Source organism: Amycolatopsis albidoflavus (assembly GCF_039525725.1).
Classification (GTDB): Bacteria; Actinomycetota; Actinomycetes; order Mycobacteriales; family Pseudonocardiaceae; genus Amycolatopsis; species Amycolatopsis albidoflava.
This window is the reverse complement of record NZ_BAAAHV010000009.1, coordinates 359,429-383,266: the sequence shown is the minus strand read 5'-3', so window position 1 is coordinate 383,266 and position 23,838 is coordinate 359,429. Positions and strand designations below refer to the sequence as shown.

General features: G+C 69.3%; 26 protein-coding genes. 11 read left to right on the top strand and 15 right to left on the bottom strand.

Going from position 1 to position 23,838, the window contains the following annotated elements; genetic code table 11:
• Nucleotides 1-7 precede the first annotated feature (7 nt).
• A complete protein-coding gene (locus tag ABD156_RS13800; RefSeq protein ID WP_344271773.1) occupies nucleotides 8-1,534 on the top strand; it encodes an AMP-binding protein in 1,527 nt (508 codons plus the stop codon).
• 5 nt (nucleotides 1,535-1,539) lie between these two features.
• Here ABD156_RS13800 and ABD156_RS13795 read toward each other — a convergent pair whose 3' ends face one another.
• Both ABD156_RS13795 and ABD156_RS13790 read right to left on the bottom strand, forming a co-directional pair.
• Complete coding sequence (locus ABD156_RS13795; RefSeq protein ID WP_344271770.1) at nucleotides 1,540-1,773, bottom strand: hypothetical protein; 234 nt, start codon at nucleotides 1,771-1,773, stop codon at nucleotides 1,540-1,542.
• A gap of 14 nt (nucleotides 1,774-1,787) precedes the next feature.
• The gene (locus tag ABD156_RS13790; RefSeq protein ID WP_344271767.1) at nucleotides 1,788-2,234 is read right to left on the bottom strand and encodes a MarR family winged helix-turn-helix transcriptional regulator; all 447 of its coding nucleotides are present in this window, start codon (nucleotides 2,232-2,234) and stop codon (nucleotides 1,788-1,790) included.
• Between the two features lie 101 nt (nucleotides 2,235-2,335).
• On the opposite strand from ABD156_RS13790, the gene ABD156_RS13785 reads away from it, so the two are divergent.
• Nucleotides 2,336-3,550: an amidohydrolase family protein gene (locus ABD156_RS13785; RefSeq protein WP_344271764.1), complete on the top strand. Its 1,215-nt coding sequence runs from the start codon at nucleotides 2,336-2,338 to the stop codon at nucleotides 3,548-3,550.
• Nucleotides 3,551-3,624: 74 nt separating this feature from the next.
• Here the strand turns inward: ABD156_RS13785 and ABD156_RS13780 are convergent, their stop codons facing one another.
• The 5 genes from ABD156_RS13780 to ABD156_RS13760 form a co-directional block, all read right to left on the bottom strand.
• Nucleotides 3,625-4,170 (bottom strand): dihydrofolate reductase family protein, encoded by a 546-nt coding sequence (locus ABD156_RS13780; protein WP_344271761.1) that lies wholly within the window; start codon nucleotides 4,168-4,170, stop codon nucleotides 3,625-3,627.
• 86 nt (nucleotides 4,171-4,256) lie between these two features.
• Nucleotides 4,257-5,294 carry an LLM class flavin-dependent oxidoreductase gene (locus ABD156_RS13775; RefSeq protein WP_344272337.1) on the bottom strand — a complete coding sequence of 346 codons (1,038 nt, stop codon included), beginning with the start codon at nucleotides 5,292-5,294 and terminating at the stop codon, nucleotides 4,257-4,259.
• Nucleotides 5,294-5,806, bottom strand: coding sequence for an SRPBCC family protein (locus ABD156_RS13770; RefSeq protein ID WP_344271758.1), 513 nt, complete (start codon nucleotides 5,804-5,806; stop codon nucleotides 5,294-5,296). Before ABD156_RS13770 ends, ABD156_RS13775 begins: the two co-directional genes overlap by 1 nt.
• Before the next feature lie 136 nt (nucleotides 5,807-5,942).
• The gene (locus ABD156_RS13765) at nucleotides 5,943-6,446 is read right to left on the bottom strand and encodes a winged helix-turn-helix transcriptional regulator (protein WP_093573414.1); all 504 of its coding nucleotides are present in this window, start codon (nucleotides 6,444-6,446) and stop codon (nucleotides 5,943-5,945) included.
• Between the two features lie 40 nt (nucleotides 6,447-6,486).
• Entirely contained in the window at nucleotides 6,487-6,876 is a 390-nt protein-coding gene (locus ABD156_RS13760) for a cupin domain-containing protein (protein ID WP_344271752.1), read from the bottom strand.
• 51 nt (nucleotides 6,877-6,927) lie between these two features.
• Here ABD156_RS13760 and ABD156_RS13755 point away from each other — a divergent pair, with 51 nt between their 5' ends.
• From ABD156_RS13755 to ABD156_RS13745, 3 genes are all read left to right on the top strand, one after another.
• Nucleotides 6,928-7,893, top strand: a complete 966-nt coding sequence (locus tag ABD156_RS13755) for a helix-turn-helix domain-containing protein (protein WP_344271749.1) — start codon at nucleotides 6,928-6,930, stop codon at nucleotides 7,891-7,893.
• Between the two features lie 230 nt (nucleotides 7,894-8,123).
• The gene (locus tag ABD156_RS13750; RefSeq protein WP_344271746.1) at nucleotides 8,124-9,305 is read left to right on the top strand and encodes a lytic transglycosylase domain-containing protein; all 1,182 of its coding nucleotides are present in this window, start codon (nucleotides 8,124-8,126) and stop codon (nucleotides 9,303-9,305) included.
• A gap of 75 nt (nucleotides 9,306-9,380) precedes the next feature.
• The gene (locus ABD156_RS13745; RefSeq protein WP_344271743.1) at nucleotides 9,381-10,274 is read left to right on the top strand and encodes an SDR family NAD(P)-dependent oxidoreductase; all 894 of its coding nucleotides are present in this window, start codon (nucleotides 9,381-9,383) and stop codon (nucleotides 10,272-10,274) included.
• Between the two features lie 126 nt (nucleotides 10,275-10,400).
• Here ABD156_RS13745 and ABD156_RS13740 read toward each other — a convergent pair whose 3' ends face one another.
• Nucleotides 10,401-11,204, bottom strand: a complete 804-nt coding sequence (locus tag ABD156_RS13740) for a TetR/AcrR family transcriptional regulator C-terminal domain-containing protein (protein WP_344271740.1) — start codon at nucleotides 11,202-11,204, stop codon at nucleotides 10,401-10,403.
• Between the two features lie 120 nt (nucleotides 11,205-11,324).
• Between ABD156_RS13740 and ABD156_RS13735 the strand changes: the two genes are divergently transcribed.
• From ABD156_RS13735 to ABD156_RS13720, 4 genes are all read left to right on the top strand, one after another.
• On the top strand, nucleotides 11,325-11,738 hold the full coding sequence (locus ABD156_RS13735; protein WP_344271737.1) for a DnaJ family domain-containing protein: 414 nt from the start codon (nucleotides 11,325-11,327) through the stop codon (nucleotides 11,736-11,738).
• Between the two features lie 193 nt (nucleotides 11,739-11,931).
• Nucleotides 11,932-13,062 carry a metallophosphoesterase gene (locus tag ABD156_RS13730; RefSeq protein ID WP_344271734.1) on the top strand — a complete coding sequence of 377 codons (1,131 nt, stop codon included), beginning with the start codon at nucleotides 11,932-11,934 and terminating at the stop codon, nucleotides 13,060-13,062.
• 120 nt (nucleotides 13,063-13,182) lie between these two features.
• A complete protein-coding gene (locus ABD156_RS13725) occupies nucleotides 13,183-13,983 on the top strand; it encodes an alpha/beta fold hydrolase (RefSeq protein ID WP_344271731.1) in 801 nt (266 codons plus the stop codon).
• Nucleotides 13,984-14,019: 36 nt separating this feature from the next.
• Entirely contained in the window at nucleotides 14,020-14,676 is a 657-nt protein-coding gene (locus tag ABD156_RS13720) for an HAD family hydrolase (RefSeq protein WP_344271729.1), read from the top strand.
• 171 nt (nucleotides 14,677-14,847) lie between these two features.
• On the opposite strand, the gene ABD156_RS13715 is transcribed toward ABD156_RS13720, so the two are convergent.
• Nucleotides 14,848-15,306 (bottom strand): NUDIX hydrolase, encoded by a 459-nt coding sequence (locus ABD156_RS13715; protein WP_344271726.1) that lies wholly within the window; start codon nucleotides 15,304-15,306, stop codon nucleotides 14,848-14,850.
• Between the two features lie 138 nt (nucleotides 15,307-15,444).
• Between ABD156_RS13715 and ABD156_RS13710 the strand changes: the two genes are divergently transcribed.
• Nucleotides 15,445-15,888 carry a DoxX family protein gene (locus tag ABD156_RS13710; RefSeq protein ID WP_344271723.1) on the top strand — a complete coding sequence of 148 codons (444 nt, stop codon included), beginning with the start codon at nucleotides 15,445-15,447 and terminating at the stop codon, nucleotides 15,886-15,888.
• Between the two features lie 30 nt (nucleotides 15,889-15,918).
• Here the strand turns inward: ABD156_RS13710 and ABD156_RS13705 are convergent, their stop codons facing one another.
• The 6 genes from ABD156_RS13705 to kynU form a co-directional block, all read right to left on the bottom strand.
• Entirely contained in the window at nucleotides 15,919-16,518 is a 600-nt protein-coding gene (locus tag ABD156_RS13705) for a GTP-binding protein (protein WP_009082429.1), read from the bottom strand.
• Nucleotides 16,499-16,870, bottom strand: coding sequence for a DUF742 domain-containing protein (locus ABD156_RS13700; protein ID WP_344271717.1), 372 nt, complete (start codon nucleotides 16,868-16,870; stop codon nucleotides 16,499-16,501). Before ABD156_RS13700 ends, ABD156_RS13705 begins: the two co-directional genes overlap by 20 nt.
• Nucleotides 16,870-17,286: a roadblock/LC7 domain-containing protein gene (locus tag ABD156_RS13695; protein WP_009082431.1), complete on the bottom strand. Its 417-nt coding sequence runs from the start codon at nucleotides 17,284-17,286 to the stop codon at nucleotides 16,870-16,872. The genes ABD156_RS13700 and ABD156_RS13695 overlap by 1 nt, the downstream gene beginning before the upstream one ends.
• Nucleotides 17,286-19,793: a sensor histidine kinase gene (locus tag ABD156_RS13690; protein WP_344271711.1), complete on the bottom strand. Its 2,508-nt coding sequence runs from the start codon at nucleotides 19,791-19,793 to the stop codon at nucleotides 17,286-17,288. Before ABD156_RS13690 ends, ABD156_RS13695 begins: the two co-directional genes overlap by 1 nt.
• Before the next feature lie 376 nt (nucleotides 19,794-20,169).
• Complete coding sequence (locus tag ABD156_RS13685; protein ID WP_344271708.1) at nucleotides 20,170-20,460, bottom strand: hypothetical protein; 291 nt, start codon at nucleotides 20,458-20,460, stop codon at nucleotides 20,170-20,172.
• A gap of 211 nt (nucleotides 20,461-20,671) precedes the next feature.
• Nucleotides 20,672-21,862, bottom strand: a complete 1,191-nt coding sequence (gene kynU / locus ABD156_RS13680; RefSeq protein ID WP_344271705.1) for a kynureninase — start codon at nucleotides 21,860-21,862, stop codon at nucleotides 20,672-20,674.
• Nucleotides 21,863-22,007: 145 nt separating this feature from the next.
• On the opposite strand from kynU, the gene ABD156_RS13675 reads away from it, so the two are divergent.
• Nucleotides 22,008-23,834, top strand: coding sequence for an AMP-dependent synthetase/ligase (locus ABD156_RS13675; RefSeq protein ID WP_344271702.1), 1,827 nt, complete (start codon nucleotides 22,008-22,010; stop codon nucleotides 23,832-23,834).
• Nucleotides 23,835-23,838: the final 4 nt, after the last annotated feature.

The window sequence follows — 23,838 nt, the reverse complement described above, 5'->3', positions numbered from 1 at the left end:
TCGGCACGTGTTCTATGACCTCAGTGTCCGCGACTTCCTCGACCGCGCCGAAACGGTGTACCCGGACCGGATCGCGGTGGTGGACGAACCCGCCCAGCCCGCGGAGTCCTGGGGCTCGGTGTCCTACCACGAACTCGCCCGCCGCGCCCGCGCGCAGGCGGCGAACCTCGACGCGCTCGGCGTTCCCGCCGGCGGCCGGGTCGCCATCGTCTCGCACAACTCCGCGCGGCTGCTGACGTCGTTCTTCGGCGTCTCCGGCTGGGGCCGCGTCCTGGTGCCGGTGAATTTCCGCCTCGCCGCCGCCGAGGTCCGGTACATCGTCGAGCATTCCGGGGCCGAGGTCCTGATGATCGACCCCGAGCTGAAACCGTTGCTGGACAGCGTAACCGCGAAACACGTGTTCGTCCTCGGCGAGGACGACGACAAGATCTGGGGCGGAGACGGCGAACCGCGGCCGTGGAACGCCGACGAATCCGCGACCGCCACGATCAACTACACCTCCGGCACCACCGCGCGACCGAAGGGCGTCCAGCTCACGCACCGCAATTTGTGGCTCAACGCAACGACTTTCGGCCTGCACACCACGCTCAGCGACAACGACGTCCTGCTGCACACCCTGCCGATGTTCCACGCGAACGGCTGGGGCATGCCGTACGCGGTCACCGGCCTCGGCGGACGGCACATCGTGCTCCGCAAGGTGGACGGCGCCGAAATCCTGCGCCGCGTACAGGAACACGGCGTGACGATCATGTGCGCCGCCCCCGCCGTCGTCACCGCGGCCTTGGACGGCGCCGCTTCCTGGGACGGCGAAATCCCGGGCCGCGACCGCGTCCGGATCGTGGTCGCCGGCGCGCCGCCGCCGACCCGGACCATCGAACGCGTGCGCGCGGAACTCGGCTGGGAGTTCATCCAGATCTACGGCCTGACCGAGACTTCGCCGCTGGTCACGGTGAACCGATTCCGCAGCGAATGGGCCGACCTGGACCCGCACGAGCAGGCGAAGCTCCTCGGCCGCGCCGGCGCTCCGGCCCTCGGCGTCCGCGTCACGATCGACACCGACGGCGAGGTCCTCACCCAAAGCAACCACAACCTCGACGGCTACTGGGAAAACCCGGACGAGACCGCGCGGGTGCAGGAAGGCAACTGGTTCCACACCGGCGACGGCGGCACCTTCACCGACGGCTACCTGACCATCGCCGACCGCAAGAAGGACGTCATCATCACCGGCGGCGAGAACGTGTCGTCGATCGAGGTGGAAGACGCGCTGAACTCGCACCCGGCCGTCCGGGAGGTCGCGGTGATCGGCATCCCGGACGAGAAGTGGGGCGAACTGGTCACCGCGCTGGTGGTGACGGACGGGAGCGAGGTGACGGCGGACGAGCTGATCACGCACTGCCGCCAGCACCTGGCCGGGTACAAATGCCCGAAGCGGGTGGAGTTCCTCGCGGAGCTGCCGCGGACGGCGACCGGGAAGATCCAGAAGTTCAAGCTGCGCCAGCCGTTTTGGGAGGGACAGGGGCGGCAGGTGAACTGACCCGGCTACGGCTCGTCGGGGCGGATCACCTCGCCTTTCACGTATTCGGTCAGGACGCCGTCGTCCGCCCAGATCCAGAGCCGCTCGCATTCCGGGCAGCGCACGACCCCGGTGGCTTTGCCGAACAACGCGCTGCCGGAAGCCTCGACGTCGAACTCGTCATCAGTCAGGAAGTACATCGTGTCGTGCGGGTCGTCGTCCCTGACGATGTTCCCGCACATACACCGAATCTTCGCCATCAGACGTCTCCCCGTCAGTCCCGGCTCGCCGCCTGCTTCCTCGACCACTCCGCGGCATCGGCACCGTAGCGGGTCAACAGCCGCGCGAACTGGACCTGTTCCTCCGCCGACCAGCCAGCCGTGATCTCCTCGAACGCCTTTCGCTGTTCGGCGGCGAAACGTTTCCGTTCCGCCTCGCCCTGCTTGGTGAGCTCGAGAACCGTCCGGCGTCCATCAGCCTGCGATGCCGCCCGGCGCAGCAACCCGTCGGCGATGCACGCGGCGACAGTCCGGCTGGCCACCGGTTGCGCGACCCCCATCTCGACGGCGAGCCCGCCGACTGTCGTCTCGTCCGGCGCGTCGGCGATCACGTTGAGCACGAGATTGCGGGACAGGTCCTTGTTCGACGCCGGGGTGCGCCGCCGCAAGCGGGACAGGGCCGGGCCGATCTGGTCCAGCACCGGGTCGGGAGAGCTGCTCATGCGCTTGATCCTAGGCCGCACCAGCCCATTTGCATACCCGATCGCAAGTACATATCATTAGGTATGTAAATACTCGATGCAAGGAAACGAGACGAACCGCCATGACACTCACCGCCATCGCCAACGCCCGGGTCTTCGACGGGGAGAAGTCCCTCGGCGTGCAGACCGTGGTCCTCGACGGCACGCGGATCGCCCAGGTCGGCGGCGAGATCCCCGCGGGCAGCGAAACCGTCGACGGCACTGGCGCGACCCTGCTGCCGGGGCTCATCGACGCCCACGTGCACTCCGCCCCGGGCTCGCTGGCGCTGGCCCTGCGGTTCGGGGTCACGACCGAACTGGAGATGCAGGGGATGAACACCCGGGAGAACCGGGGGCACATCACCGACGACGACACCGTCGCCGACGTGCGGTCCGCCGGATTCGGCATCACCCCGCCCGGCGGTCATCCCAGCGAGCTGATGCCCGAAGGGTTCCGGCCGAAGTGGGACCTCCCGCCGGTGATGCCCGTGATGCCGTTCTCCACCACGCCCGAGGAAGCGGCCGCCTTCGTCCCGCAACTCCTCGCCAGAGGCTCCGATTTCATCAAGTTCATGATCGACGACGGCAGCGTGGAAGGACATCCAGGACTGCCGTGTCTCGACCAGGCCACCGTGAACGCCGGGGTAGCGGAAGCCAAGAAGCACGGCGCGCTCACCGTCGCTCACGCGCTCACCGTGGAGGCGACCAAGATGGCCGTCGAGGCGGGCATCGACGGCCTTGCCCACGTCTTCATGGACCAGCCGCACACCGCCGAGATCATCAGCCTCGTCAAGGACGCGGGCATGTTCGTCGTTCCCTGCATCAGCCTTAACGCCTCGCTGATGGGGATCACCGGCAGCGCGCTCGCCGACGACCCCCGGGTCGCCGCGCGCCTCGACGACAAGTGGGAAGAAACCCTGCGCTCCAGCTACAACCGCTATCCGCAGGGCAAACTCGAAGACGTGTACGACACTGTGCGCGCGCTCGATGCCGCCGGTGTCGACGTGTTGGCGGGCACCGACGTATCCATGCCTGAGACGTTCTTCGGCGGCCTCGCGCACGGAGCAAGCCTGCACCACGAGTTGCAGTACCTGGTGCAAGCCGGTCTCACGCCCGAACGCGCCTTGCGGGCAGCCACCGCGACCACCGCCCGCCGCTTCCGGCTCAGCGACCGAGGCCGCGTCGCCGAGGGACTCCGCGCCGACCTTCTGCTCGTCGACGGTGACCCGACCAGCGACATCAGCGACACGCTCAACACCCGCGCCATCTGGCGTCGTGGCGCTCGCCTGGCGGAATGACCCGGAGATGCCCCGAATCCCGCTCGGCGAACCGAGCGGGATTCGGGGTCTCGCGGACAGTCCTCTTTGGACCGTTAGTCGTCAGAAGGCCGGTACACCAACCGCAGCACCCCGTTGCGGAACGCCGTCGTGTCGGTGAGCCGGAAGTCCAGCTGCGGTCCCTCCGCCGGGAACAGCCTCCGTCCCTTGCCGACCACCACCGGGTACTGCAGCAGGGTCAGCTCGTCCACCAGCCCGTGCGACAGGAGCCAGCGCACCAGCGTCGTGCTCCCGCTGGTCATGATGTCGCCGCCCTCGCTGGACTTCAGCTCCGCGATCGCCTCGCCGAGATCTCCCCGCAGCAGGGTCGTGTTGTGCCAGTCCGCCGCGGTCAGGGTGGTGGAGGCGACGTACTTCGGCACGCTGTTCATGAACTCCGCGCCCGGGTCGTCCGTGCGGCCGGGCCAGGCCTCGGCGAAGCCCTCGTAAGTCACGCGGCCCAGCAACATCGCGTCGGCGTCCGCCATGCCGTCGCCCACCGCGTGTTCGAGCTCGTCGTTCCAGTACGAGAGCGACCACTGGTCCGGCGCCTCGACCACGCCGTCAAGCGAGACGAACAGGGTGGACACGATCTTGCGCATCGAGCGACTCCTTGGTGTTCGGGATCGCCGACACTATGGCGCAGCTGGACCCGCCGACGCAGCCGGTTGGCCCAATGCTTGGTCTGTCAGGGCACTTCCGTTACCAACTCGAGTGCCCGGCCGAGCGTCGCGAGCCGGTTTTCCAAGGTGTCGCCCGCCGGATACAGCCGGACCGTGTCGACTCCGGCGGCGCGCCACACCTTCAGCCGCGCGCGGACCATGTCCTCGGTGCCGATCAGCGTCGTCGCGAGCACCATCTCGTCGGTCACCAGCCCGGCCGCGCCGTCGCGATCCCCGGACTGCCAGCGTTCCCGCACCTCAGCGGCGACCTCGGCCCAGCCTTGCCTGCTGTAGGCGTCGTGGTAGAAGTTCGTGCTCGCCGAACCCATGCCGCCCAGCGAAAAGGCCAGTTCCTTCTTGCGCCCGGCGACCATGGTCCGCAGTTCGTCCTCATCGGACGCGAACGCGACCTCCGCGCCTTGGCACACCACAAGATCGCTGCGGCTCCGGCCGGCTTTCGCGAGCCCGGCGTCGAGATGACGGAAGTAGGCGTCGGCACCTTCCGGGACGAAGCTCGTGCCCAGCCAGCCGTCGGCGAGTTCGCCGGTGAGCTCCAGCATTCGGGGCGACAGCGTGGCCAGGTAGATCGGGATGTTCTCGTTCGGTTTCGCCGACAGCCGCATCGGGCGGGATTCGCCGGGCAACGGAATCTGGAAAGCCTTGCCGGCGAAGGAGATCTTCTCTCCGGCGAACGCGCTGCGAATGATCTGCACGGTCTCGCGCATCCGGGTCAGCGGCCGTGCGAACGGCACCCCGTGGAGCCCCTCGATCACCTGCGGGCCGGACGGACCGAGCCCCAGCGCGAACCGTCCGCCGGACATCTCGGCGAGAGTGAGCGCGGCCTGCGCGAGCGCGACCGGCGTGCGCACGCCGAGTTGCATGATGCCGGAGCCGAGCCGAATCCGGTCCGTGCGCGCGGCGAGGTAGCCGAGCACCGAAGGCGCGTCCGAACCCCACGCCTCGGCCACCCAGCATTCGTCGAGACCCAGTTTTTCCGCCTCCAGCACGAAATCCCGGGTTCCGGGCCAGCCGGACGACGCCTCGACGGTGGTGGCCGTGCGCATCATCCGGCGGTCTCCACGCGGTCCTTGATCGCGCCGAGCGTGGCGGTCATCGAGGCCTCGAACTCGCTCAGCCGGACGTGCACGATCTTCTGTTCCTTCTCCGGCATCCGCGCGATCACCTCGGTCACGCCGGACGGCCCCGGTCCCATCTGCGCCCATTGCGTGAGCCGCGTGCCGCCGTTCTCCGGGGCGAGGGTGAACCGCCAGACCGCGGTCGGATTGGCCGGATCGGTGACCGCCCAGGCGAAAACGCGCGGCTCCTCGCATTCGACGATGTAGGACGTGGTTTCCCAGTCGCCGCGCATGTCGTGGTGGTTGTGCCCGACGAAGGACCGTCCGAGCGCCGGCGCCGAGCCCTCGTCGCACCACCGGACCGACTGCAGTTCGCCGCTCAACTCCGGCATCAGCACGACGTCCGAGGCGAACCGCCAGACCTGCTCGGGCGAGCCGTCGATCCACGCGTCCACCTGCACAGTCGGGGCGTCCGCGTACCGCGCGCCGGTCCACTCCATGGCGAGTCCTCCTCCGTTGGCGTCTCGACCAGCATAGTTGCGTAACAAGACTAACCATGTCAATCACGGGGAGCCCAAAAGCCGTGAGGGGAACCCTGAGGGACTCAGAGTCCCTCAGGGTTCCCCTCACGGACGGCTACTCCTGGGGTGCGAACCGCGCTTGGACGTCGGGGCGCTGCGAGAGGCGTTCGGGGAAGCCTGGGCCCCGCCGCATTCGGGTGTCGTCGGCGGATAGCGGCTCGCCGCAATCAGCGCACACGACGGTCGCGGTCGTGTCGTGCCCGCAGGCGTCGTGGTGCAGCACGATCGGCGGGCCCGCTTCGGTGGCCAGCCACCGGTCGCCCCAGGCCGTCATCGCGGCCAGCACGCTCCAGAAGTCGCGGCCCTTCTCGGTGAGCACGTAGTCGTAGCGCACCGGTTCGGCCTGATAGGCGCGCTTCTCCAGCAAACCCTCGTCGACCAGCCTGCGCAGCCGGTCGGCGAGGGTGTTGCGCGCGATGCCGAGCGCCTGCTGGAACTCATCGAAGCGGCGGACGCCGTAGAACGCGTCCCGCAGCACCAGCGGCGTCCACCAGTCCCCGAGCAGGTCCATGGTCCGGGCGATCGAGCACGGCCACTGCGCGAAGGAAGTGCGTTTCATGACGGCGAGGATACGCCGTCCCACGGTGCAACCCAGCAGGTCAGACGCGATGCCCGACGGTCACGTCGACAGTGTCGGGCACTTCCTCGTGCTCGTCGCCGACCGAAAGCGTCCCGGACGGCTCCACCAGAAGCACCACCGCACCCTCCTTCGACGACGGCTTGTGGAACGTGCCGCGCGGGACCACGAACCCCTGCTCGCGCGTCAGCGTCACAGTCCGTTCGCCGTCCGCTTCGCGCAGGCCGATCTCGATGCTGCCGTCGAGGACGAGAAAAAACTCGTCGGTGTTGTCGTGCTTGTGCCACACGTGTTCGCCGGCGAACCGGGCGAGGCGGATGTCGTAGTCGTTGACGTTGGCGACGATCCGCGGGCTCCACGGAGCGTCGAATCCGGCGAGCACCGCCTGCAAGTCGAGGGGCTGAGTTGTCATGGTTCGATCTTGGGCCTGGTTTCCGGCGGCCGGGAGTGCTAGGAATCGCACATGTCGAAAGGATCCTCGCACCGCGTCGTGATGATCGCCGGCGACGGCTCGAACCCGTTCGAGATGGGCGTCGCGACGGAGCTGTTCGGCTTGCGCCGGCCGGAACTGCCGACGCCGTGGTACGACTTCGCGCTCGCGGCGCCCGGCGGGCAGGCCCGGATGCACCTCGGGTTCTTCACCCTCGCCGACGTCGCCGGTCTCGAAGCAGTCGATGCCGCGGACACCGTGATCGTCCCGAACCGGCCGGATCCGCAGACTCCCGCCGACCCGGAGATCATTGCCGCGATCCAGCGAGCGGACGCCCGCGGCGCGCGGCTGATGAGCTTCTGCACCGGCGCGTTCACCCTGGCCCAGGCGGGCGTGCTCGACGATCGCCGCGCCACCACGCACTGGCAGTGGGCCGAGGCGTTCACCGCGCGCTACCCGCGGGTCCGGCTGGAGCCGGACGTCCTCTTCGTCGAGGACGGCACAGTTTTCACCGCCGCCGGAAGTGCGGCCGCGCTCGATCTGTCGCTGTATGTAATCCAGCGTGACCACGGCGCGGAAATCGCCAACGCGGTGAGCCGTCGCCTCGTTTTCACCGGACACCGGGAAGGCGGCCAGCAACAGTTCGTGGAACGCCCGGTGCCGGAGATTCCGGACGCCTCGCTCGCGCCGGTGCTGGAATGGGCGCGGCAGCACCTCGACCAACCGCTCACGGTCGCCGATCTCGCCGCCCGCGCGGCGACCAGCGCCGCGACGTTGCACCGCCGGTTCCGCGCCGAACTGGGCACGACGCCACTCGCCTGGCTCACCGCCGAACGCGTCACGCTGGCCCGCCGCCTCATCGAGCGCGGCGAACATGGTCTGGACCGCATCGCCGCCCGCACCGGGCTGGGCACCGGCGCGAACCTCCGGCTGCGGCTGCGCAGGCACACCGGGCTGTCGCCGTCGGAATACCGGAAACGATTCGGCCCGGCGGCGTAAATCGCCCCCGGGTCCGCCGCGGTCCACTGTGGACCCGACGAACGGATTACTCCATTCGGCCTATTCAGCAAAATCCCGGTTAAGCACCGATGACCGGAACCCACCGAAGGTTTTATGCCAGACGAACGAAAGTTGGCCGGAACGGACAGAATTCCGGCGACCCCTCACCGGATCGCGCACAGATCCGCTAGCTTTGGCCGCAGACCGGCCGAACGAACGGGGAGACACGCATGGCCAGACGCCGCCCGCAGGGACGGAACGCCCGGAGCCGGGCTTTCGCCGCCCTCGCCGGAGGCGCGCTCGTGGTGCTGCCGACGGTGACGTCGTCCGGCATCCCGGTGGCGTTGCGCGCCGCGGAGCCGCCGTCTGCCGCCCAGCCCGCGCCGAACTTCCCCGGCCTGCCGCCCGGCATCACGCTCCCGCCGATCGGCGTGGACGGCAGCCTCCCGCAGCCCCCGGTCCCGCAGGCGCTCGGCGTTCCCGGCTACCCGAACGGCCCCGGTTCGGCCACCACCGCCGGTCCGCTCGGCATCCCGGAGAGCATGCTGCGCGCCTACCGCAACGCGGCCGACATCATGGCCCGCGAACAGCCCGGCTGCCACGTCGACTGGGCGCTGATCGCGGCCATCGGACGGGTCGAGTCGAACCACGCGCGCGGCGGCTACGTCGACGCCAAGGGCAACACCCTCGAACGCATTCTCGGCCCGGTCCTCGACGGTTCCGGCGGATTCGCCGCGATCCGCGACACCGACCACGGCCGCTACGACGGCGACCCGGTGTGGGACCGCGCGGTCGGCCCGACCCAATTCATCCCGTCGACCTGGGCGTCGTATGCCTCCGACGGCAACGGCGACGGGATTTCCGACCCGAACAACATCTACGACGAGACCCTCGCCACCGCGCGCTACCTGTGCTCGGGAGGTCTGGACCTCTCCACCGACGCCAACCAGCGCCTCGCGGTGCGCCGGTACAACAACTCGCAGTCCTATGTGGACACCGTGATGGCGTACGCGAACGGCTACCGCAGCGGCGTCTCGAACCTGCCGGACAGCAAGGTCCCGATCGGAGCTCCGCCCGGCCCCGGCGCGGTCGAAGCCGCCGCGGGCAGCCCCGCCGGCGACGTCGCCCCGCCCGTCCCGCCGCCGGTCGCCCCGGCCCAGCCTGGCACGCCGAACCAGCCCGGCACGCCGACGCAGCTTCCTGGCAGCAGCACCGCGCCGAGCAGCAGCACTCCCGCGAAGCCGACCAGCGCTCCGCCGACCACGCCTTCCAGCACCACGCCCACGAGCAGCACGCCGACGACGCCGACCACCCCGACCAGCACCACGCCGTCCAGCTCCTCCGCCCCGGCGAACCCGGCCACGTCGACCACGACTTCCAGCACCACTACGGAGGCCGCGCCGACGCACTGACCGCGGCGTTCGTATAGTCCGGACCGACCGGAAACCGGACTGTTGGGGGCGATCGTGGCGTGGAATCCCCGGAACTTGCCCGACCTCGCTGGCAAGACCTATGCGGTGACCGGGGGCAACGCCGGAATCGGCTATTTCATCACCGAGCAACTGGCCGCCGCCGGAGCACACGTCGCGCTGCTGGGCCGCGACCCTTCACGGCTGCGCGCGGCCGTCGAGATGGTGCGCACCCGCGTCGGTTCGGCCTCGCTGAGCACGATCCCGCTTGACCTCGCGGATCTCGACTCCGTCCCGGCGGCCGTCGAGGCGCTCGGACGGCTCGACCGCGTGGACGCGTTGATCGAGAACGCCGGCATCACCGCGCCCGGCCCCGTGCGCCGGACCACGAAACAGGGCCTGGAACTGGCGGTCGGCACCAACCACTTTGGCCACTTCGCACTCACCGCGCTCGCGATGCCGGTGCTGACCGCCTCATCCGCGCGGGTAGTGCTGGCGGGCAGCCTGATCACCCGGATGTACCCGTACGACATCGACGATCTGCAGAGCTCGCACAAGTATTCGGACTTTCGTGCGTACGCGCTGTCGAAGCACGCCGTGCAGTCGTTCGCGATGGAACTCGACCGACGGCTGCGGGCGGCGGGTTCGCCGGTGCAGTCGATCCTCGCGCACCCGGGGTTCAGCCTCGAACGCACCAGCCCCGCCCGGCCGGGAATCACCAAGCCGGTGCCGGTGATGCGGCTGCTCGCGCCCTATACGCACGGCAAAGATCACGGCGCTTGGCCGGTGGTTCGGGCCGCGATCGATCCGGCCGCGACCGGCGGTTCCTACTACGGTCCGGCGTTCGGCGGAGTGGGTCGGCCCCGATTGGGGACGGCGATGGGCGCTTCGCGGGATACGGCGCGGGGCCGTCGGTTGTGGACGCTTTCCGAGGAAGCGACCGGGATCCGGTTCGCGCTCGGGGATTCCTGACTCGCCCGCAGCTTGGATGGGTGTGCGAAGCCTTGGCCCACAAGGGTTTCCGCGTCGCAGGCGTCTCTCTCGGCGGTATGATCGCCCAAGTGATGGCGACCCGGCAGGCGGAGCGAGTGCTTGATCCTATTTGCGGACCTGGTCGATCCGGTCGGCGATCCCGTCGAGCAGCCGGTCCAATCCGAACTCAGACGCGTCCGACGCCTGCTTCGCAGAGGGTTTGTCGAACCCGCCTGCGAGCCAGGTCCGGTTCATCGCCGGATGGGATTCGACGTCAAAATAGGTGTACCAGAAAGAAGAACGCTGTCCCCACCACGCGTCGTTAGACTGTCCCGTAGTCTGTTCCAAGTGGACACTCTCCGCCTCGGCCGCCGCATTCGCGTCCACATAGCCCGCGACCGAACTAGCCGCCGCAACGACTTCACGCGCGGGCAAACCCAGGCCGTCCATAATGGACAACAGATATTCCTGACCGGCCAGCTGTCCTGGACCGAGCGCGGGCCGCACCCTCGACCGCTCCCGCAGCCACGGATGCCGCCGGTAAATATCGCGCGTTCGGTCGGCGTAGACGCGAACCTGCGCACGCCAGTCCTGCGGCCGGGGCTCGCCCGGGCCGGGGAGATTCCGTTCGAGGAGAACGGTGTCCACCATGAGGTCGATCAGTTCGGTTTTGCCGGGAACATAGGTGTAGAGCGTCATCGTGCCCGCCCCGAGTTCCTTGGCCACGCGGTGCATCGACGTCGCGACAAGCCCCTCGGCGTCGGCGACCGCGATGGCTGCCACGATGATCCGTTCGATGGTGAGCGTCGGGCGCCTGCCGCGCGCTGAGGGTTCCGGGGCGCCCGTGCGGTCGCGCCACAACAAGGCGAGCGTGCGCGCGACTTCCTCGCGCGCAGCCTCGGGACCGTCGCCCTCCTGCTCGACGATCATCGCGTCCCCTCCCGGCCCTCCGTGCGGTCAGCGTGGGATCTTACCTGCCGTTTCAGGACCTTCGTCCCCTCCGCACCGGCGCACTGGCCGCTACGCTGGGCAGCGAGGGAGGTGGTTCCCGTGACGGAACGCAAACCACCGGGCGTGTCGTACGGCACCTGGGTCGACCGGCAAATCGCCGCCGCCGAATCCCGCGGCGACTTCGAAGACCTGCCTGGAGCCGGAAAACCCTTGCCGCCCCCGACCGGCCGCGACGCGGCGACAGACTGGGCGATCCGCCGCGCTCGCGAAGGCGACCTCGACGTGTCCGCGTTCCTGCCGCCGTCGCTCGCCCTGCCGAGGGAAATCCAAGACCTGCCGGGGAAACTGGCGAAAGTCCACTCCGAACGCAAGGTGCGGGAGATCGTCGAGGACCTGAACGACCGCATCCGCAAGGCACACGCGATGCCGCAAGACGGCCCGGTGCTGCGGGCCAGGCCGCTGGACGTCGAGGAAACGGTGGCCAGCTGGCGCGCGGGTCGCGGAGAATCCTGAGCCACGCGAAATCCGAGCAGCAGGTTACCCGGTCGCGTGTCGGTTGACCGAATCCCCAGCGGTCGCAGCGCCCGCGGCTTCACCCCCGTCGAACCGCTGCTGCCCGCCTCGCCCTAACCACGCAACGGCACCACCACGCCTGCCTTCGGACTGCGGCTACGCTGGGTAGTACCTGGGCGAAGGGAAGAGAACCGTGGTTGGAGTTCGTCGGGTTGCCTTCGTGGTCGCCGCGGTGCTTTTGCTGTTCGGCGAGCCGTGGTCGGTGCTCGTGCTGCTGCCGGACTGGCCGGTCGCGGGCACCGTCGTCGGCACGGTCGTTTTCGGCGTGGCCGCACTGAGTTTTCCGGTGCTCATGGTGCTCGGGCACGGTCCGAAGCAGAGCGACGCCGCCGCGCGGATCGGGGACGTCACGCTCGGCACGATCTGGGTGTTGTTCACCTGGAGCGTCCTCACGCACGTGCTGCGGCTGGTCCTGCTCGTGTCCGGAGTGGACGATCCCGCGCGGCCACGGATCGTAGCCGCGGCCACGCTCGCCGTCGCGGCGGTGCTGCTCGTCAGCGGGAACCGGATCGCCATGCGGGTGCCGCCGGTGAAGGCGGTCGACGTCGTGCTGCCGAAGCTCGGCCCCGGGCTCGACGGACTGCGCGTCGCGGTCATCACCGACACCCACTACGGCCCGCTCGACCGCACCCGCTGGTCAGAGCGCCTGGTCGCCGAACTGAACCGATTACAGCCCGACGTCGTCTGCCACGCCGGGGACCTCGCCGACGGGTCGGTCGCCAAGCGGCGCAAGCAGGTCGACCCGCTCGGCGGCGTCCAAGCGCCGCTCGGCCGGTTCTACATCACCGGCAACCACGAGTACTTCGGCGAAGCCCAGGCCTGGCTGGACCACATGGCGAGCCTCGGCTGGGACACCCTGCACAACCGCTCGACCCTGATCGAACGAGACGGCGCCCGCCTGCTGTTCGCCGGCATCGACGACCCCACCGGAGCCGCCTCCGGACTGCCCGGCCACGGCCCCGACCTGGCCGCCGCCCTCGACGGCTCCGATCCCGAGGTACCCGTCGTCCTGCTAGCCCACCAGCCCAAACAGGTCGCCCAGGCCCGCGAGGAAAACGTCGACCTGCAGATCTCCGGCCACACCCACGGCGGCCAGATCTGGCCCTTCCACCTCCTGGTGCGCCTGGACCAGCCCACCCTGTCCGGCCTCACCCAGCACGGCCCGACCCAGCTGTACAACAGCCGCGGCTCCGGTTTCTGGGGCCCGCCGTTCCGGGTCTTCGCCCCCAACGAGATCGCCCTGCTGACCCTGCGCAGCGCCTAATCCCTCGCCCACTCTCCCTCGCCGTCACCCCGTGCCCCACCGAATAATTTTTTTGTCTTGACAACTCAACTAGTCGGATGCGAGAGTTCTTCCAACGGCACCACCCCGAGGAGGAACCCCATGCCCACCGTCACGTCCGCCGACGGCACCCAGATCGCCTACTCCCGCATCGGCTCCGGCCCCGCACTGGTCCTCGTCGACGGCGCGCTCTGCTACCGCACCTCGACCCCCAACGACGACCTCGCCAAGGCCCTCTCCGACCGCTTCACCGTCTACACCTTCGACCGCCGAGGCCGAGGCGAAAGCGGCGACACGAGCCCGTACGACGTCGAGCGCGAGATCGAAGACATCACCGCGCTGGCCAAAGAAGCCGGCGGAGAGATCTCCCTGTACGGCATCTCGTCCGGCGCCGCCCTGGTCCTGGAAGCCGCCCACCGCGGCGTGCCGGTGAAGAAGGTCGCGGTGTACGAACCGCCCTTCGTCGTCGACGGCACCCGCAAGCGAGTTCCCGCCGACTACCAGGCAAAACTCGAAGCAGCCGTCGCCGCCGGAAAGCCGGGCAACGCGATCAAGACCTTCATGGTCGAAGGCGTCGGCCTCCCCGCCTTGATGGTCTGGGCGATGCGCCTGATGCCGGCCTGGCCGCGCATGAAGCGCGTCGCCCACACCCTCGCCTACGACGCGCAGATCATGGACGACAACCAGTCAGGCCGCCCGCTGCCCGAAGCCCGCTGGTCCGGAATCACCGCCCCCACCCTGATCCTCGACGGCGGCAAGAGCCCAGCGTGGATGCGCAACGGCGTCGCAGCGGCTGCAAGCCAACTGCCGCACGCCGACTACCGCACCCTGCCCGGCCAGACGCACCTGGTGAAGACCGCCGCACTGGCCCCGGTACTCGCGGAGTTCTTCACCACGAACTGATCCCGCCGCCGGACCAGGTGAGGCAAGCTGCGAAACGTGGCTACGCGAGCATTGATCTTCGATTTCGACGGCACCCTGGCCGACACGGAAGCGGCGGTACTGCGGTCCTGGCAAGAAATGTTCGCCAGGCACGGAGTCGAACTCCCCCTGGACGTCTGGCACACAGTCATCGGCACCCAGAACACCGCCGCGACGATGTTCACACTCCTGGCCGAACAAGCAGCAGGCATCGACCCGGAAACCCTGCGCCCCGCAATGCGAGAGCGAGTACACGAACTCCTAGCCGAAGACGGCCCGAGAGAAGGCGTACTCGACTACCTGAACGAGGCCGCCCGCCGCGGCCTGGCACTGGGCGTCGCCTCCAGCTCGTCCGGAACCTGGGTACACGGCCAGCTAGAACGCCTAGGCCTGGCATCCCGCTTCACCGCAGTAGAAACGGGCGACCGCCACAAACCAAAGCCGGACCCAGACACCTACCTGGCAGCCCTGCGCACCCTAGGCGTAACCGCAGAAGAGGCCCTGGCCTTCGAAGACTCCCCACACGGAGTCAGCGCAGCAAAAGCAGCCGGAATCACCACCATCGCAGTCCCCAACCCCATCACCGCAACACTGGACTTCGCCAAAGCAGACCTAGTCCTCCCGTCCTTCACCACCACCTCCTTGAACACGCTCCTGCGGCGCTTCATCGAGTAGCAGCACCCACACCCGCCCCCGCACCCCGATACGAAGCCTCCCTACGGTTCGGGGGTGCTTGTCAAGGCATCTTTCCCGCCTTGACAAGCACCCCCGAACCGTCAGCACAATCGGGCTTCGGGGTGCGGGGCCGACCCAGGGCGCAATGTCGCCGCCAGGCGACGAGCCGAATCACCCCAGCTCAACCAACCGATCCAAAAACCCCCGCTGCCCCTTAACCAACTTCTCCCGAGCCACCTCGAGAGAAAACCACTCCACCCGATCCACCTCAGGAAACTCCCGCATCCGCCCAGACCGAGGCGGCCACTCCATCTCAAACACCCCCGGCACCACCTGAGCCGGATCAAGCTCCCCCTCCACCGCCCAAGCAGTCACCACCTTCCCGGACTGCCGAACCTCCCCCAACGCAACCCATTCCCCAGAAGGCACCGGCACCCCCAACTCCTCCTCAAACTCCCGCCGAGCAGCCACCTCAAGAGACTCCCCGTCCTCCACCTCCCCCTTGGGCAACGACCAAGCAGCCAAATCCTTCTTAGCCCAAAACGGCCCGCCCATATGCGCGAGCAACACCTCGACCCCCGCCGCGCCCCGCCGAAAAACCAACACCCCAGCACTACGCCTGACAACCATCCCCCCACCCTGCCAGCCCCCCACTGACCAGCCCAAACACCCCCACAGAAAAAACTTCCCGGCGATGTGTCGATCCAAGCCAACCCCATTCGACGCCTAGGCAGAAGCACCCCACAGCCACCCGGGAAGGACCCCACCATGACCACCACCACCGCCCCGAAGACCACGGCGATCACCGAAGGCAAGAAGTCCCTGGCAGACCAGGCCCGCCCCACCGTCCTGGCCCTCTTCCGCGCCGTGGTGTCGTTCCTCTTCCTCTGCCACGGCCTGATGGGCTTCGGCCTCTTCGGCGGCATCGACAACGCGGGCGGCGCACTCCCGCTGGGCCAGTGGCCGGGCTGGTGGGCCAGCGTGATCGAGGTGGTCGGCGCGATCCTGGTCTTCGCCGGGCTCTTCACCCGAATCTCGGCAACGGTGCTCTCCGGCGTCATGGCCTACGCCTACTTCACCGTGCACGCCCCGGAAGGCCTTCTCCCCCTGCACAACATGGGCGAGCCCGCCGCCCTGTTCGCCTGGATCTTCCTCACCATCGCCGTGGTGGGGCCGGGGGCGGCCGCACTGGACAATCTGCGCCGTCGCTGAAACCCGCGACAGAGCGGCAATCCCGGGAACCTAACCGGGGTTGCCGCTCACGAGCATCGCCCGCCCCAGCGCGTGCTCCATCAACACCGTCAGCACCTGCTTGGTCGAATCCCGCTCCCGCGCGTCGCACAGCAGCAACGGCACCTGCGGATCAAGATCCAACGCCCCGCGGACTTCCTCGGTCCCATACCGGTAAGCGTCGTCGAAGCAGTTCACGCCGACCACGAACGGCAACCCGCGCTGCTCGAAGAAATCCACCGCGGGGAAACAGGATTCGAGCCGCCGCGTGTCCGCCAGCACCACCGCGCCGAGCGCGCCTTCGGCCAGTTCGTCCCACATGAACCAGAACCGGTCCTGCCCCGGCGTGCCGAACAGGTACAGGATCAGCTCGGGGTTGATGGTGATCCGGCCGAAGTCGAGCGCGACCGTCGTGGTGGTTTTGCCCTCGACGCCGGACAGGTCGTCCACGCCCTCGGACGCGGCGGTGATCACCTCTTCGGTGCGCAGCGGCGGCACCTCGCTCACCGAGCCGACCAGGGTGGTCTTGCCGACCCCGAAGCCGCCGGCGACGAGCACCTTCACCGCCTGCGCGGTGAGCGACCGGCGGGGCTCAGAGTTTCCGGATGCCATCGAGAACCGCCTGGAGTACGTGGGGGCTGGGGGCGTCGGTCACCGGCGTCGCGGTGCGGAAGAGCACGAGGTTGCGTTCTATCAAATCGCTCAGCAGCACCTTCACCACGGGCAGCGGCAGATCGACGCGAGCCGCCACCTCGGCGACCGAAACCGGGCGCTGGCACAGGGAAAGAATGCGCGAGTACTCCGGTTCGAGGCCGGGCGTCTCGCTCGCGGTGCGCAGCGCGACGACGAGGGTGATGAGATCGAGCCCGCGCGTGTCGGACCGGGTCCGCCCGCCGGTGACGGCGTAGGACCGCACCAGCGGACCGGCCTCGTCCTCGTACCAGGACTCGCGGCCCTGCGCCATCACGGCGAGGTCCGCTGGACCGCTCCGGCCCGCGGCGCCGCGGTGAGCACCGCGCCGACCCGCTTGACCATCAGGTTCATCTCGTAGGCGACGAGCCCCATGTCCGCGTCGACCCCGGCCAGCAGCGCGAGGCAGGCGCCCCGGCCCGCCGCGGTGACGAACAGGAACGCGTGGTCCATCTCGACCATCGTCTGCCGCACGTTGCCGCCGCCGAAGTGCCGTCCGGTGCCGCGGGCGAGGCTCTGGAACGCCGACGCGACCGCGGACAGGTGCTCCGCGTCCGCCTCGGACAGGTTGCCCGACCGGCCGATCAGCAGCCCGTCGGCGGACAGCACCACCGCGCGGTCCGCGCCGGCGACCCGCTGCACGAGGTCGTCGAGCAGCCAGTCGAGCTCGTTGACGCCGTTGTTCGCCATCAGTCGCGATCTCCGTACCTGTTGTCGTGCCCGGGATCGGCCTCGCGGGCCCGCCGGGTGCCCTGCTGGAACGCGCTGAGCCGGGAGCGGGCCTCCTCCGGCGAATCCTCGCGGACGTCGTCGGATTCCGGGGCCGGCCGGTCACTGCGCAACTGCGGAACCAGGTTCTGCTGCCGTCGCCGCTGGGGAAGCGGCGGACGACCAGGCGGACGCGGCGGCGCGGCGCGGCCGTTCTCGACCGCCGGACGCGGCGCCCGGCCGTTGTCCGCGGGCGGACGCTGCTCGTGCTGCGGACGGGTTTGCTGCGGGCGGACCGGCGGCGCCTCGGCGACCGGACGCATGGCACGGCGGGTCGGCAACTCCGGCCGCTGCTGTTCCGGTGCCACCCGAGGCTCAGGTGCGACCCGCGACGGCTGCGGCAGTTCCGCTTGCACTGGTTCCGGGCGCGACGCTTTCCGCTGCGGCAGTTCCGGTCGCTGCGGCTCAGCCCGCTGCGGTTCCGGCGCGGGCCGCGACGGCTCCACCGCGAGCCGGGACAGCTCCGGCGGCCCGTCCGATTCCGTGTCAGCCTCGGTGTCCGACGGCTCCGTCTCGCTGATCGGCGCGAGCAAATCCTTGCGCACCAACACGATCGCCCGAGTTCCGCCGTACGCGGATTCGCGCAGGTGCACCGAGATCCCGTGCCGCGACGCCAGCCGCGCGACCACGAACAGGCCCAGCCGCGGTTCGTCGGACAGCGCCATGATCCCGAAGTCCGGCGGGTCGGCGAGCATCGCGTTGAACTCGTCGGCCTGCTCCTGCTCGATGCCGAGACCCTGGTCCTCGACCTCGATCACGACGCCCTTGCCGACGACGTTGCCGCGAAGTTCGACGCGCGATTCCGGCGGCGAGAACGACGTCGCGTTGTCGATCAGCTCGGCGAGCAGGTGCACGAGGTCGCCGACGACCGGACCGCGCACCGCGACCTCCGGCAGCTTCGCCGTCTTCACCCGCGCGAAGTGCTCGGTCTCCGCCGCCGCGCCGCGGACGAGTTCCACCAGCGACACCGGATTGCGCCACTGCCGTCCGGGCTGGCCGCCGCCGAGGATGATCAGGTTCTCCGCGTTGCGCCGCGCGCGGGTGGAGAGGTGGTCGAGCCGGAACAGCGTGTCGAGCTGGTCCGGGTCCTCCTGCTTGCGCTCGGCGGCGTCCAGCACCTTCAGCTGCCGGTGCACGATGACCTGGCTGCGGTGCGCGATGTTGAGGAACACCGCCTTCGTGCCCTGCCGGGTCTTGGCCTCCTCGACCGCGGCGGCGAGTGCGGACTGCTGCGCCAGGTTGAACGCCTCGGCCACCTCGCCGATCTCGTCCGTGCCGTGGTCGAGCAGATGCCCGCCCTCGTCGAGGTCGACTGGTTCGCCCGCGCGCACCCGGCCGACGAGTTCCGGCAGCCGCACCTCGGCCGCGTCGAGGGTGTCCTCGCGCAGCCGGGCGAGCCGGGAGATGAAGCGGTTCGACAGCCGCAGCGCGATCAGCACCACGGCGAGCGCGAAGAGCACCGCCGCCGCGCCCGCGATGATCGAGTTCCGCAGCGTGTCGTCCGCGTCGGTGATCGCCGCGTTGGTCGCGTGCGCGCTCTGCGCGGCGAACATCGTCATCAGCGTGGTGGCGACCTGCTTGGCGTCGGTCCGCCACTGCTCCAGCGGCACCGGAAGCTGTTTCGCGCCGGACAGCAAGGCGTTCTCGACCTGCGTCACGGTCGTCCACGCGGGACTCGAGACGAGCTTGTCGTAGTTCGCCCGCACCTCGGGCACCATCTGCGGCACCGACTGCTCGAGCTGCGCGTGGTACGCGCCGATCTGGCCGAGGTACGCGCGCTGCTCGTCGCCGGACAGCCCGCCCGAGGCGAGCCCGGCCGACGCCAGCGCGTCGCTGCGCTGCATTTCCTCGGCGGCGTTGAAAATCGGGATCGCGGACAGCCGGGCGTAGGCGTTGTCCGCGCCGCGCGCGGCCTGCGCGAGCCCGGCGACGCCCTGCGTGAACTGGTCGATGATCTGGTTGTAGAAGGAAAACACCTCGAGCCGCGGCACCTGGCCGGAGTCGACCTGCTGGCGCAGCTGCGGCAGTTTCGCTTCCAGCGCGGCGAATGTGGCGATGTTCTGCTTGACGCTCGCGGGCACGTTCGAGTCGCTCGCGAAGTTGCCCTGCAGCACCGAGGTGATCTGCGCGGCGGACGCGTCCGTCTTCGGCCGGGTGGCCAGCAGCGCGGCGCGCGCGGCGTCCTGTCCGGCCAGCACGCTCATCGACAGCTGGCGTTCCTGTTCCGCGGCGAGCAGGAACGGAATGCCGGGGCCTTCCGAACCGCGAATCTTCTGCGCGTAACTCCGCGCCTGCGACGCGTCGAAAATCAGGTATCCGGCGAGCGCGATACCGACGATCAGCAACGCCACGCTAGGAATCAACGCGATCGCGAGCACGCGAGAGCGAATCGAGGAGCCGCGGCCCTTTCGCCCGGAATTCTGCTTCACCGTGATCCGTTTTCCTTCCGGCACTGCTGTGGTATTCGGGTCCTCGGTGTTTTCGTTGCACCGGTCCGACCAGCCGGATCACAGTTCACCGTGGTCTGCGTTGCCCGCGACGGCGGTAAGCAACCCGGACGGGCGAGTCAAGTCCGGACCCGCGTTGCCGTCATCCTCTTGTTACCTGCTAGTAACCCACTGCGGTGCTTGGAAAACTGATCACCACCGGACGTGACCTTGGTCGCACCGGCCGCGCCGCCGTCCGCCGGGAGCCCGCGCGTGAGGTCGGTCACGACCCGGCCCGCGCGAAAACTCACCGGAAACTCATGCGCATTTCCGCATCAGCGGCGGAATCGAACGGGAAACCGAGATCGATTTCCGGAATTCAGCGCCGGACGCCATTCGGCGGCCGGTGCGCGGAAAGCCGCGGGACCGGAGTCGGTTCCGTTTCCGGAGCGACCTCCGGACGGTCGCGCCGCAGCAGATCGTGCAGCATCTCCCGGCACGCCCACGCCAGCACGGCCACGGCCGCGATCAGCACCGCCACCAGCGTCGATTCGACCGGATAGCGCCCGATGAAGTCGCCGAAACGCGCGAGCAGGAAGCCGAGAGCCACGCCGACGAGCAGGGTCACGACATACGAGAGCGGCACTTCCCGACCGCGGGTCTCGATCATTTCGGCCCCTTCCGCCCCGGATTCGCCCGGCGGTACCGCTCCCCGGTCGGCTCCGGCCCGCGAAAAAACAGGCACCGAGCATACCCGCCGGGCAGCGCGCGGCGCCCCCGTCGATCACCCAAAGGGGCGAGCACGACACCGATTGTTCACCCAGGACCCGCGAATCCGGCCGGATCCCCGCGAATCCGCGGGGACATTGCGCGAATTCTTTTCAGCGCACCTCGCGCAGCACGGTCACCGCCCGCAGCACCTCGGCGTAAGTCGTGTACAGCGGGGCCAGCCCGAAGCGCAGCACGTCCGGCGGCCGGAAATCGCCGAGGACACCGCGTTCGTGCAGCGCGTCCATCGTCTGCTGCCCGCCCGCGTCGCGCACCGAAACCTGGTGTCCCCGAACGTGGTCGCGCGGCGTCGGAATGTCGGCTCCCGGCAGCAGTTCGTCCGCACACCGGAAGAAGAAATCGCCCAGTGCCAAGCCTTTCGCGCGCAATACGGAAAGGTCGACGTCGTCCCAGACGTCCAGCGCGGCGTCGAGCGCCAGCATCGACAGGATGTCCGGCGTGCCCGCCCGGGCGCGGGCGATCCCCGCGCTGCCGCGGTAACCCGGTTCCATTCCGAACGGATCCGCGTGCCCGGCCCATCCGGCCAGCGGCTGATCGAATTCCGCCTGATGCCGCTGTGCCACATAGATGAACGCGGGCGACCCCGGTCCGCCGTTGAGGAATTTGTACGTACAACCCACCGCGAAATCGACGTCGCACGCGTCGAGCTGAACCGGAATCGCGCCGACGCTGTGGCAGAGATCCCACACCGCGAGCGCGCCGGCCGCGTGCACCGCCTCGGTGACCGACGGCATGTCGTGCAGCCGGCCGCTGACGTAATCGACGTGATTCACGAGCACGGCCGCCGTCCGCTCGCTCACCGCGCCGGGCAGTTCCGCCACCGGCACGCGCCGCACAGTGTGCCCGGTAAGCCGGGCCGCCTGGTCGGCCACGTAACCGTCGGTGGGGAAAGTCGCCGAGTCGACCAGCACCTCGTCGCGGCCGGGGTTCGCCCGCACCGCCGCGACGAGCGTCTTGAACAGGTCCACGCTCGTCGAATCCGCCACCACGACCTGTCCGGCGGCGGCCCCGATCAACGGCGCGATCCGCTCGCCGACCCGTTGCGGAGCCTCCCACCAGCCCTCGGTCCACGAGCGGATCAGCCGCCGCCCCCACTGCTGCCGAACCACCTCGGTCAGCCGCTCCGCGACGTGTTTCGGCGGCGCGCCAAGAGAATTCCCGTCGAAGTACGCGACTTCCGGGTCAAGGTCGAACTCCGCGCGTTTCGCGGCGAGCGGGTCGGCGGCGTCGAGCGCGGCCGCCTCGTCGGCAAGGCTCTGGCCGCGCACAGCGGATTCGGTCATCGACGCTCCTCGGGTCCCGGTTCGCCCCCTTTCTAACAGGAGGCGGGCCGGTCTATCGAGCGCCGAGGCTGGCCGGGATTCTCTATCGGCCGCCGCTTCGACGACCTACAGTGACCTGACCAGGCACCACCGGAGGAGGTCAGCGTTGACCCAGTCGATCGCCGAACAAGCCGAGGGCCAGACCATCCCGTCGCTGCTGCGGCGCAATGCCGTCGAGTACGGGGACCGGCCCGCGCTCACCTCGCTCGATCTCGAAGGCCGTCCGACGCTCACCTGGAGCGAGTTCCGGACCGCGATCGCCGAGGTGTCGCGCGGGCTCGCCGGGCTCGGCCTCGCCGCGGGCGACCGGATGCTGATCATGGCCCCGAGTTCGCCGGACCACCTGGTCGCCGACCTCGCCGCGGTGCACCTGGCGGCCATCCCGTGCACGGCGTACGCGACGCTCAGCCCGGAGCAGATCCGCTACGTCGCCCGGCACAGCGCCGCGCCGGTCGTCGTCCTCGCCGGCGCCGACGAGCTGTCCCGCTGGCTGCCGGTGCTCGACGATCTGCCCGCGCTGCGCCGCGTGGTGGTCATCGACGAATCCGTGATCCCGGACGGCGACGACCGGTTCGTCGCGTACTCCGCCGTCCGCGAAGCCGGCCGCGCCGCGCTCGCTTCCGACCCCGAGGCGTTCGACCAAGCGTGGCAGGCGATCCGCCCGGACGACCCGCTCGCGATGATCTACACCTCCGGCACCACCGGCGACCCCAAGGGCGTCGTGCTGTCGCACCGCAACGCGATCCACGAGGGCATCGCCGTGCACACGCTGCACAAGGCTCCGATGCATCCCACGAACATCGCGTACCTGCCGCTCGCGCACATCGCCGAACGCGAGCTGTCGATCTATCTCCCGATCGTCGCGGCGGGCCACGTGCACACCGTCGGCGATCCGTCCGGCGTGGTCGCGGCGCTCGGCCAGGTGCATCCGCAGAGCTTCTTCGGCGTGCCGCGGGTGTGGGAAAAGATGGTGGCGGGCCTGAAGAACATGCTCGCCGGCGTGCCCGAGGACCGGCGCGAGGCGCTCATTTCGGCGAACGAACTCCTGCAAGAGGGCTACAAACTCCGCAGCGCGGGCGAGGAACTGCCGGCTGACCTAGCCGAGCGCATCGCGAAGACCGACGAGACCGTGCTCGCGCCGGTGCGCGGCCTGCTCGGCCTTGACCAGCTGCACATCGCGTCCAGCGGCGCGGCCGCGCTGCCGCTGGAGGTGCTGTACTTCCTCGCCGGGCTTGGCGTCGAGATCCGCGAGGTCTGGGGCCTGTCCGAGACCACCGGCGCGGCCACCGCGAACAGCGCCGACGCGTTCCGCGCGGGCACCGTCGGGCGCCCGATCGACGGCGTCGAGGTGAAGACCGGCGAGGACGGCGAACTGCTCGTCCGCGGCCCGATCGTCTTCCTCGGCTACCTGCAGCCGGACGGCACGATCGAACCGGCCACCGACGCCGACGGCTGGTTCGCCACCGGCGACATCGGCACGATCGACGACGACGGATACGTCACGATCACCGACCGCAAGAAGGAACTGATCATCACCTCGAGCGGCAAGAACATCGCGCCGACCCGGATCGAGGGCTTGCTGAAGGAACACCCGCTGATCGGCCAGGCAGTCGCGATCGGCGACGCGCGGCCGTACGTGACCGCGCTGATCGTGCTCGACGACGAGATCGCCCCCGGCTGGGCGGCGGCCAACGGCGTCGAAGCGGCGGGGATCGACGCGCTCGCCGCGCACGAGGCGGTCCAGGCGGAGATCGCCCGGGCCGTCGAATCAGCCAACAGCAGGCTCGCGCGGGCCGAGCAGATCAAGCGCTACCACGTGATCACCACCGCGTGGACACCCGAAACCGGCGAACTCACCCCGACGCTCAAGCTCAAGCGCCGGGTGATCAACGACCGCTACGGCTCCGACATCGCCTCGCTCTACTCCTCGTGAGCGG

Excerpts from the sequence above, each read along its gene's own strand:
- ABD156_RS13775 (WP_344272337.1), bottom strand. The coding sequence starts at position 5,294 with ATGCGCACGGCCACCACCGTCGAGGCGTCGTCCGGCTGGCCCGGAACC.
- ABD156_RS13710 (WP_344271723.1), top strand. The coding sequence starts at position 15,445 with ATGACCACCACCACCGCCCCGAAGACCACGGCGATCACCGAAGGCAAG.
- ABD156_RS13695 (WP_009082431.1), bottom strand. The coding sequence starts at position 17,286 with ATGGCGAACAACGGCGTCAACGAGCTCGACTGGCTGCTCGACGACCTC.
- ABD156_RS13795 (WP_344271770.1), bottom strand. The coding sequence starts at position 1,773 with ATGGCGAAGATTCGGTGTATGTGCGGGAACATCGTCAGGGACGACGAC.
- ABD156_RS13755 (WP_344271749.1), top strand. The coding sequence starts at position 6,928 with ATGTCGAAAGGATCCTCGCACCGCGTCGTGATGATCGCCGGCGACGGC.
- ABD156_RS13700 (WP_344271717.1), bottom strand. The coding sequence starts at position 16,870 with ATGGCGCAGGGCCGCGAGTCCTGGTACGAGGACGAGGCCGGTCCGCTG.
- ABD156_RS13725 (WP_344271731.1), top strand. The coding sequence starts at position 13,183 with ATGCCCACCGTCACGTCCGCCGACGGCACCCAGATCGCCTACTCCCGC.
- ABD156_RS13770 (WP_344271758.1), bottom strand. The coding sequence starts at position 5,806 with ATGGAGTGGACCGGCGCGCGGTACGCGGACGCCCCGACTGTGCAGGTG.
- ABD156_RS13715 (WP_344271726.1), bottom strand. The coding sequence starts at position 15,306 with ATGGTTGTCAGGCGTAGTGCTGGGGTGTTGGTTTTTCGGCGGGGCGCG.
- ABD156_RS13785 (WP_344271764.1), top strand. The coding sequence starts at position 2,336 with ATGACACTCACCGCCATCGCCAACGCCCGGGTCTTCGACGGGGAGAAG.
- ABD156_RS13790 (WP_344271767.1), bottom strand. The coding sequence starts at position 2,234 with ATGAGCAGCTCTCCCGACCCGGTGCTGGACCAGATCGGCCCGGCCCTG.
- ABD156_RS13705 (WP_009082429.1), bottom strand. The coding sequence starts at position 16,518 with ATGGCATCCGGAAACTCTGAGCCCCGCCGGTCGCTCACCGCGCAGGCG.
- ABD156_RS13780 (WP_344271761.1), bottom strand. The coding sequence starts at position 4,170 with ATGCGCAAGATCGTGTCCACCCTGTTCGTCTCGCTTGACGGCGTGGTC.
- ABD156_RS13685 (WP_344271708.1), bottom strand. The coding sequence starts at position 20,460 with ATGATCGAGACCCGCGGTCGGGAAGTGCCGCTCTCGTATGTCGTGACC.
- ABD156_RS13765 (WP_093573414.1), bottom strand. The coding sequence starts at position 6,446 with ATGAAACGCACTTCCTTCGCGCAGTGGCCGTGCTCGATCGCCCGGACC.
- kynU (WP_344271705.1), bottom strand. The coding sequence starts at position 21,862 with ATGACCGAATCCGCTGTGCGCGGCCAGAGCCTTGCCGACGAGGCGGCC.
- ABD156_RS13750 (WP_344271746.1), top strand. The coding sequence starts at position 8,124 with ATGGCCAGACGCCGCCCGCAGGGACGGAACGCCCGGAGCCGGGCTTTC.
- ABD156_RS13760 (WP_344271752.1), bottom strand. The coding sequence starts at position 6,876 with ATGACAACTCAGCCCCTCGACTTGCAGGCGGTGCTCGCCGGATTCGAC.
- ABD156_RS13740 (WP_344271740.1), bottom strand. The coding sequence starts at position 11,204 with ATGATCGTCGAGCAGGAGGGCGACGGTCCCGAGGCTGCGCGCGAGGAA.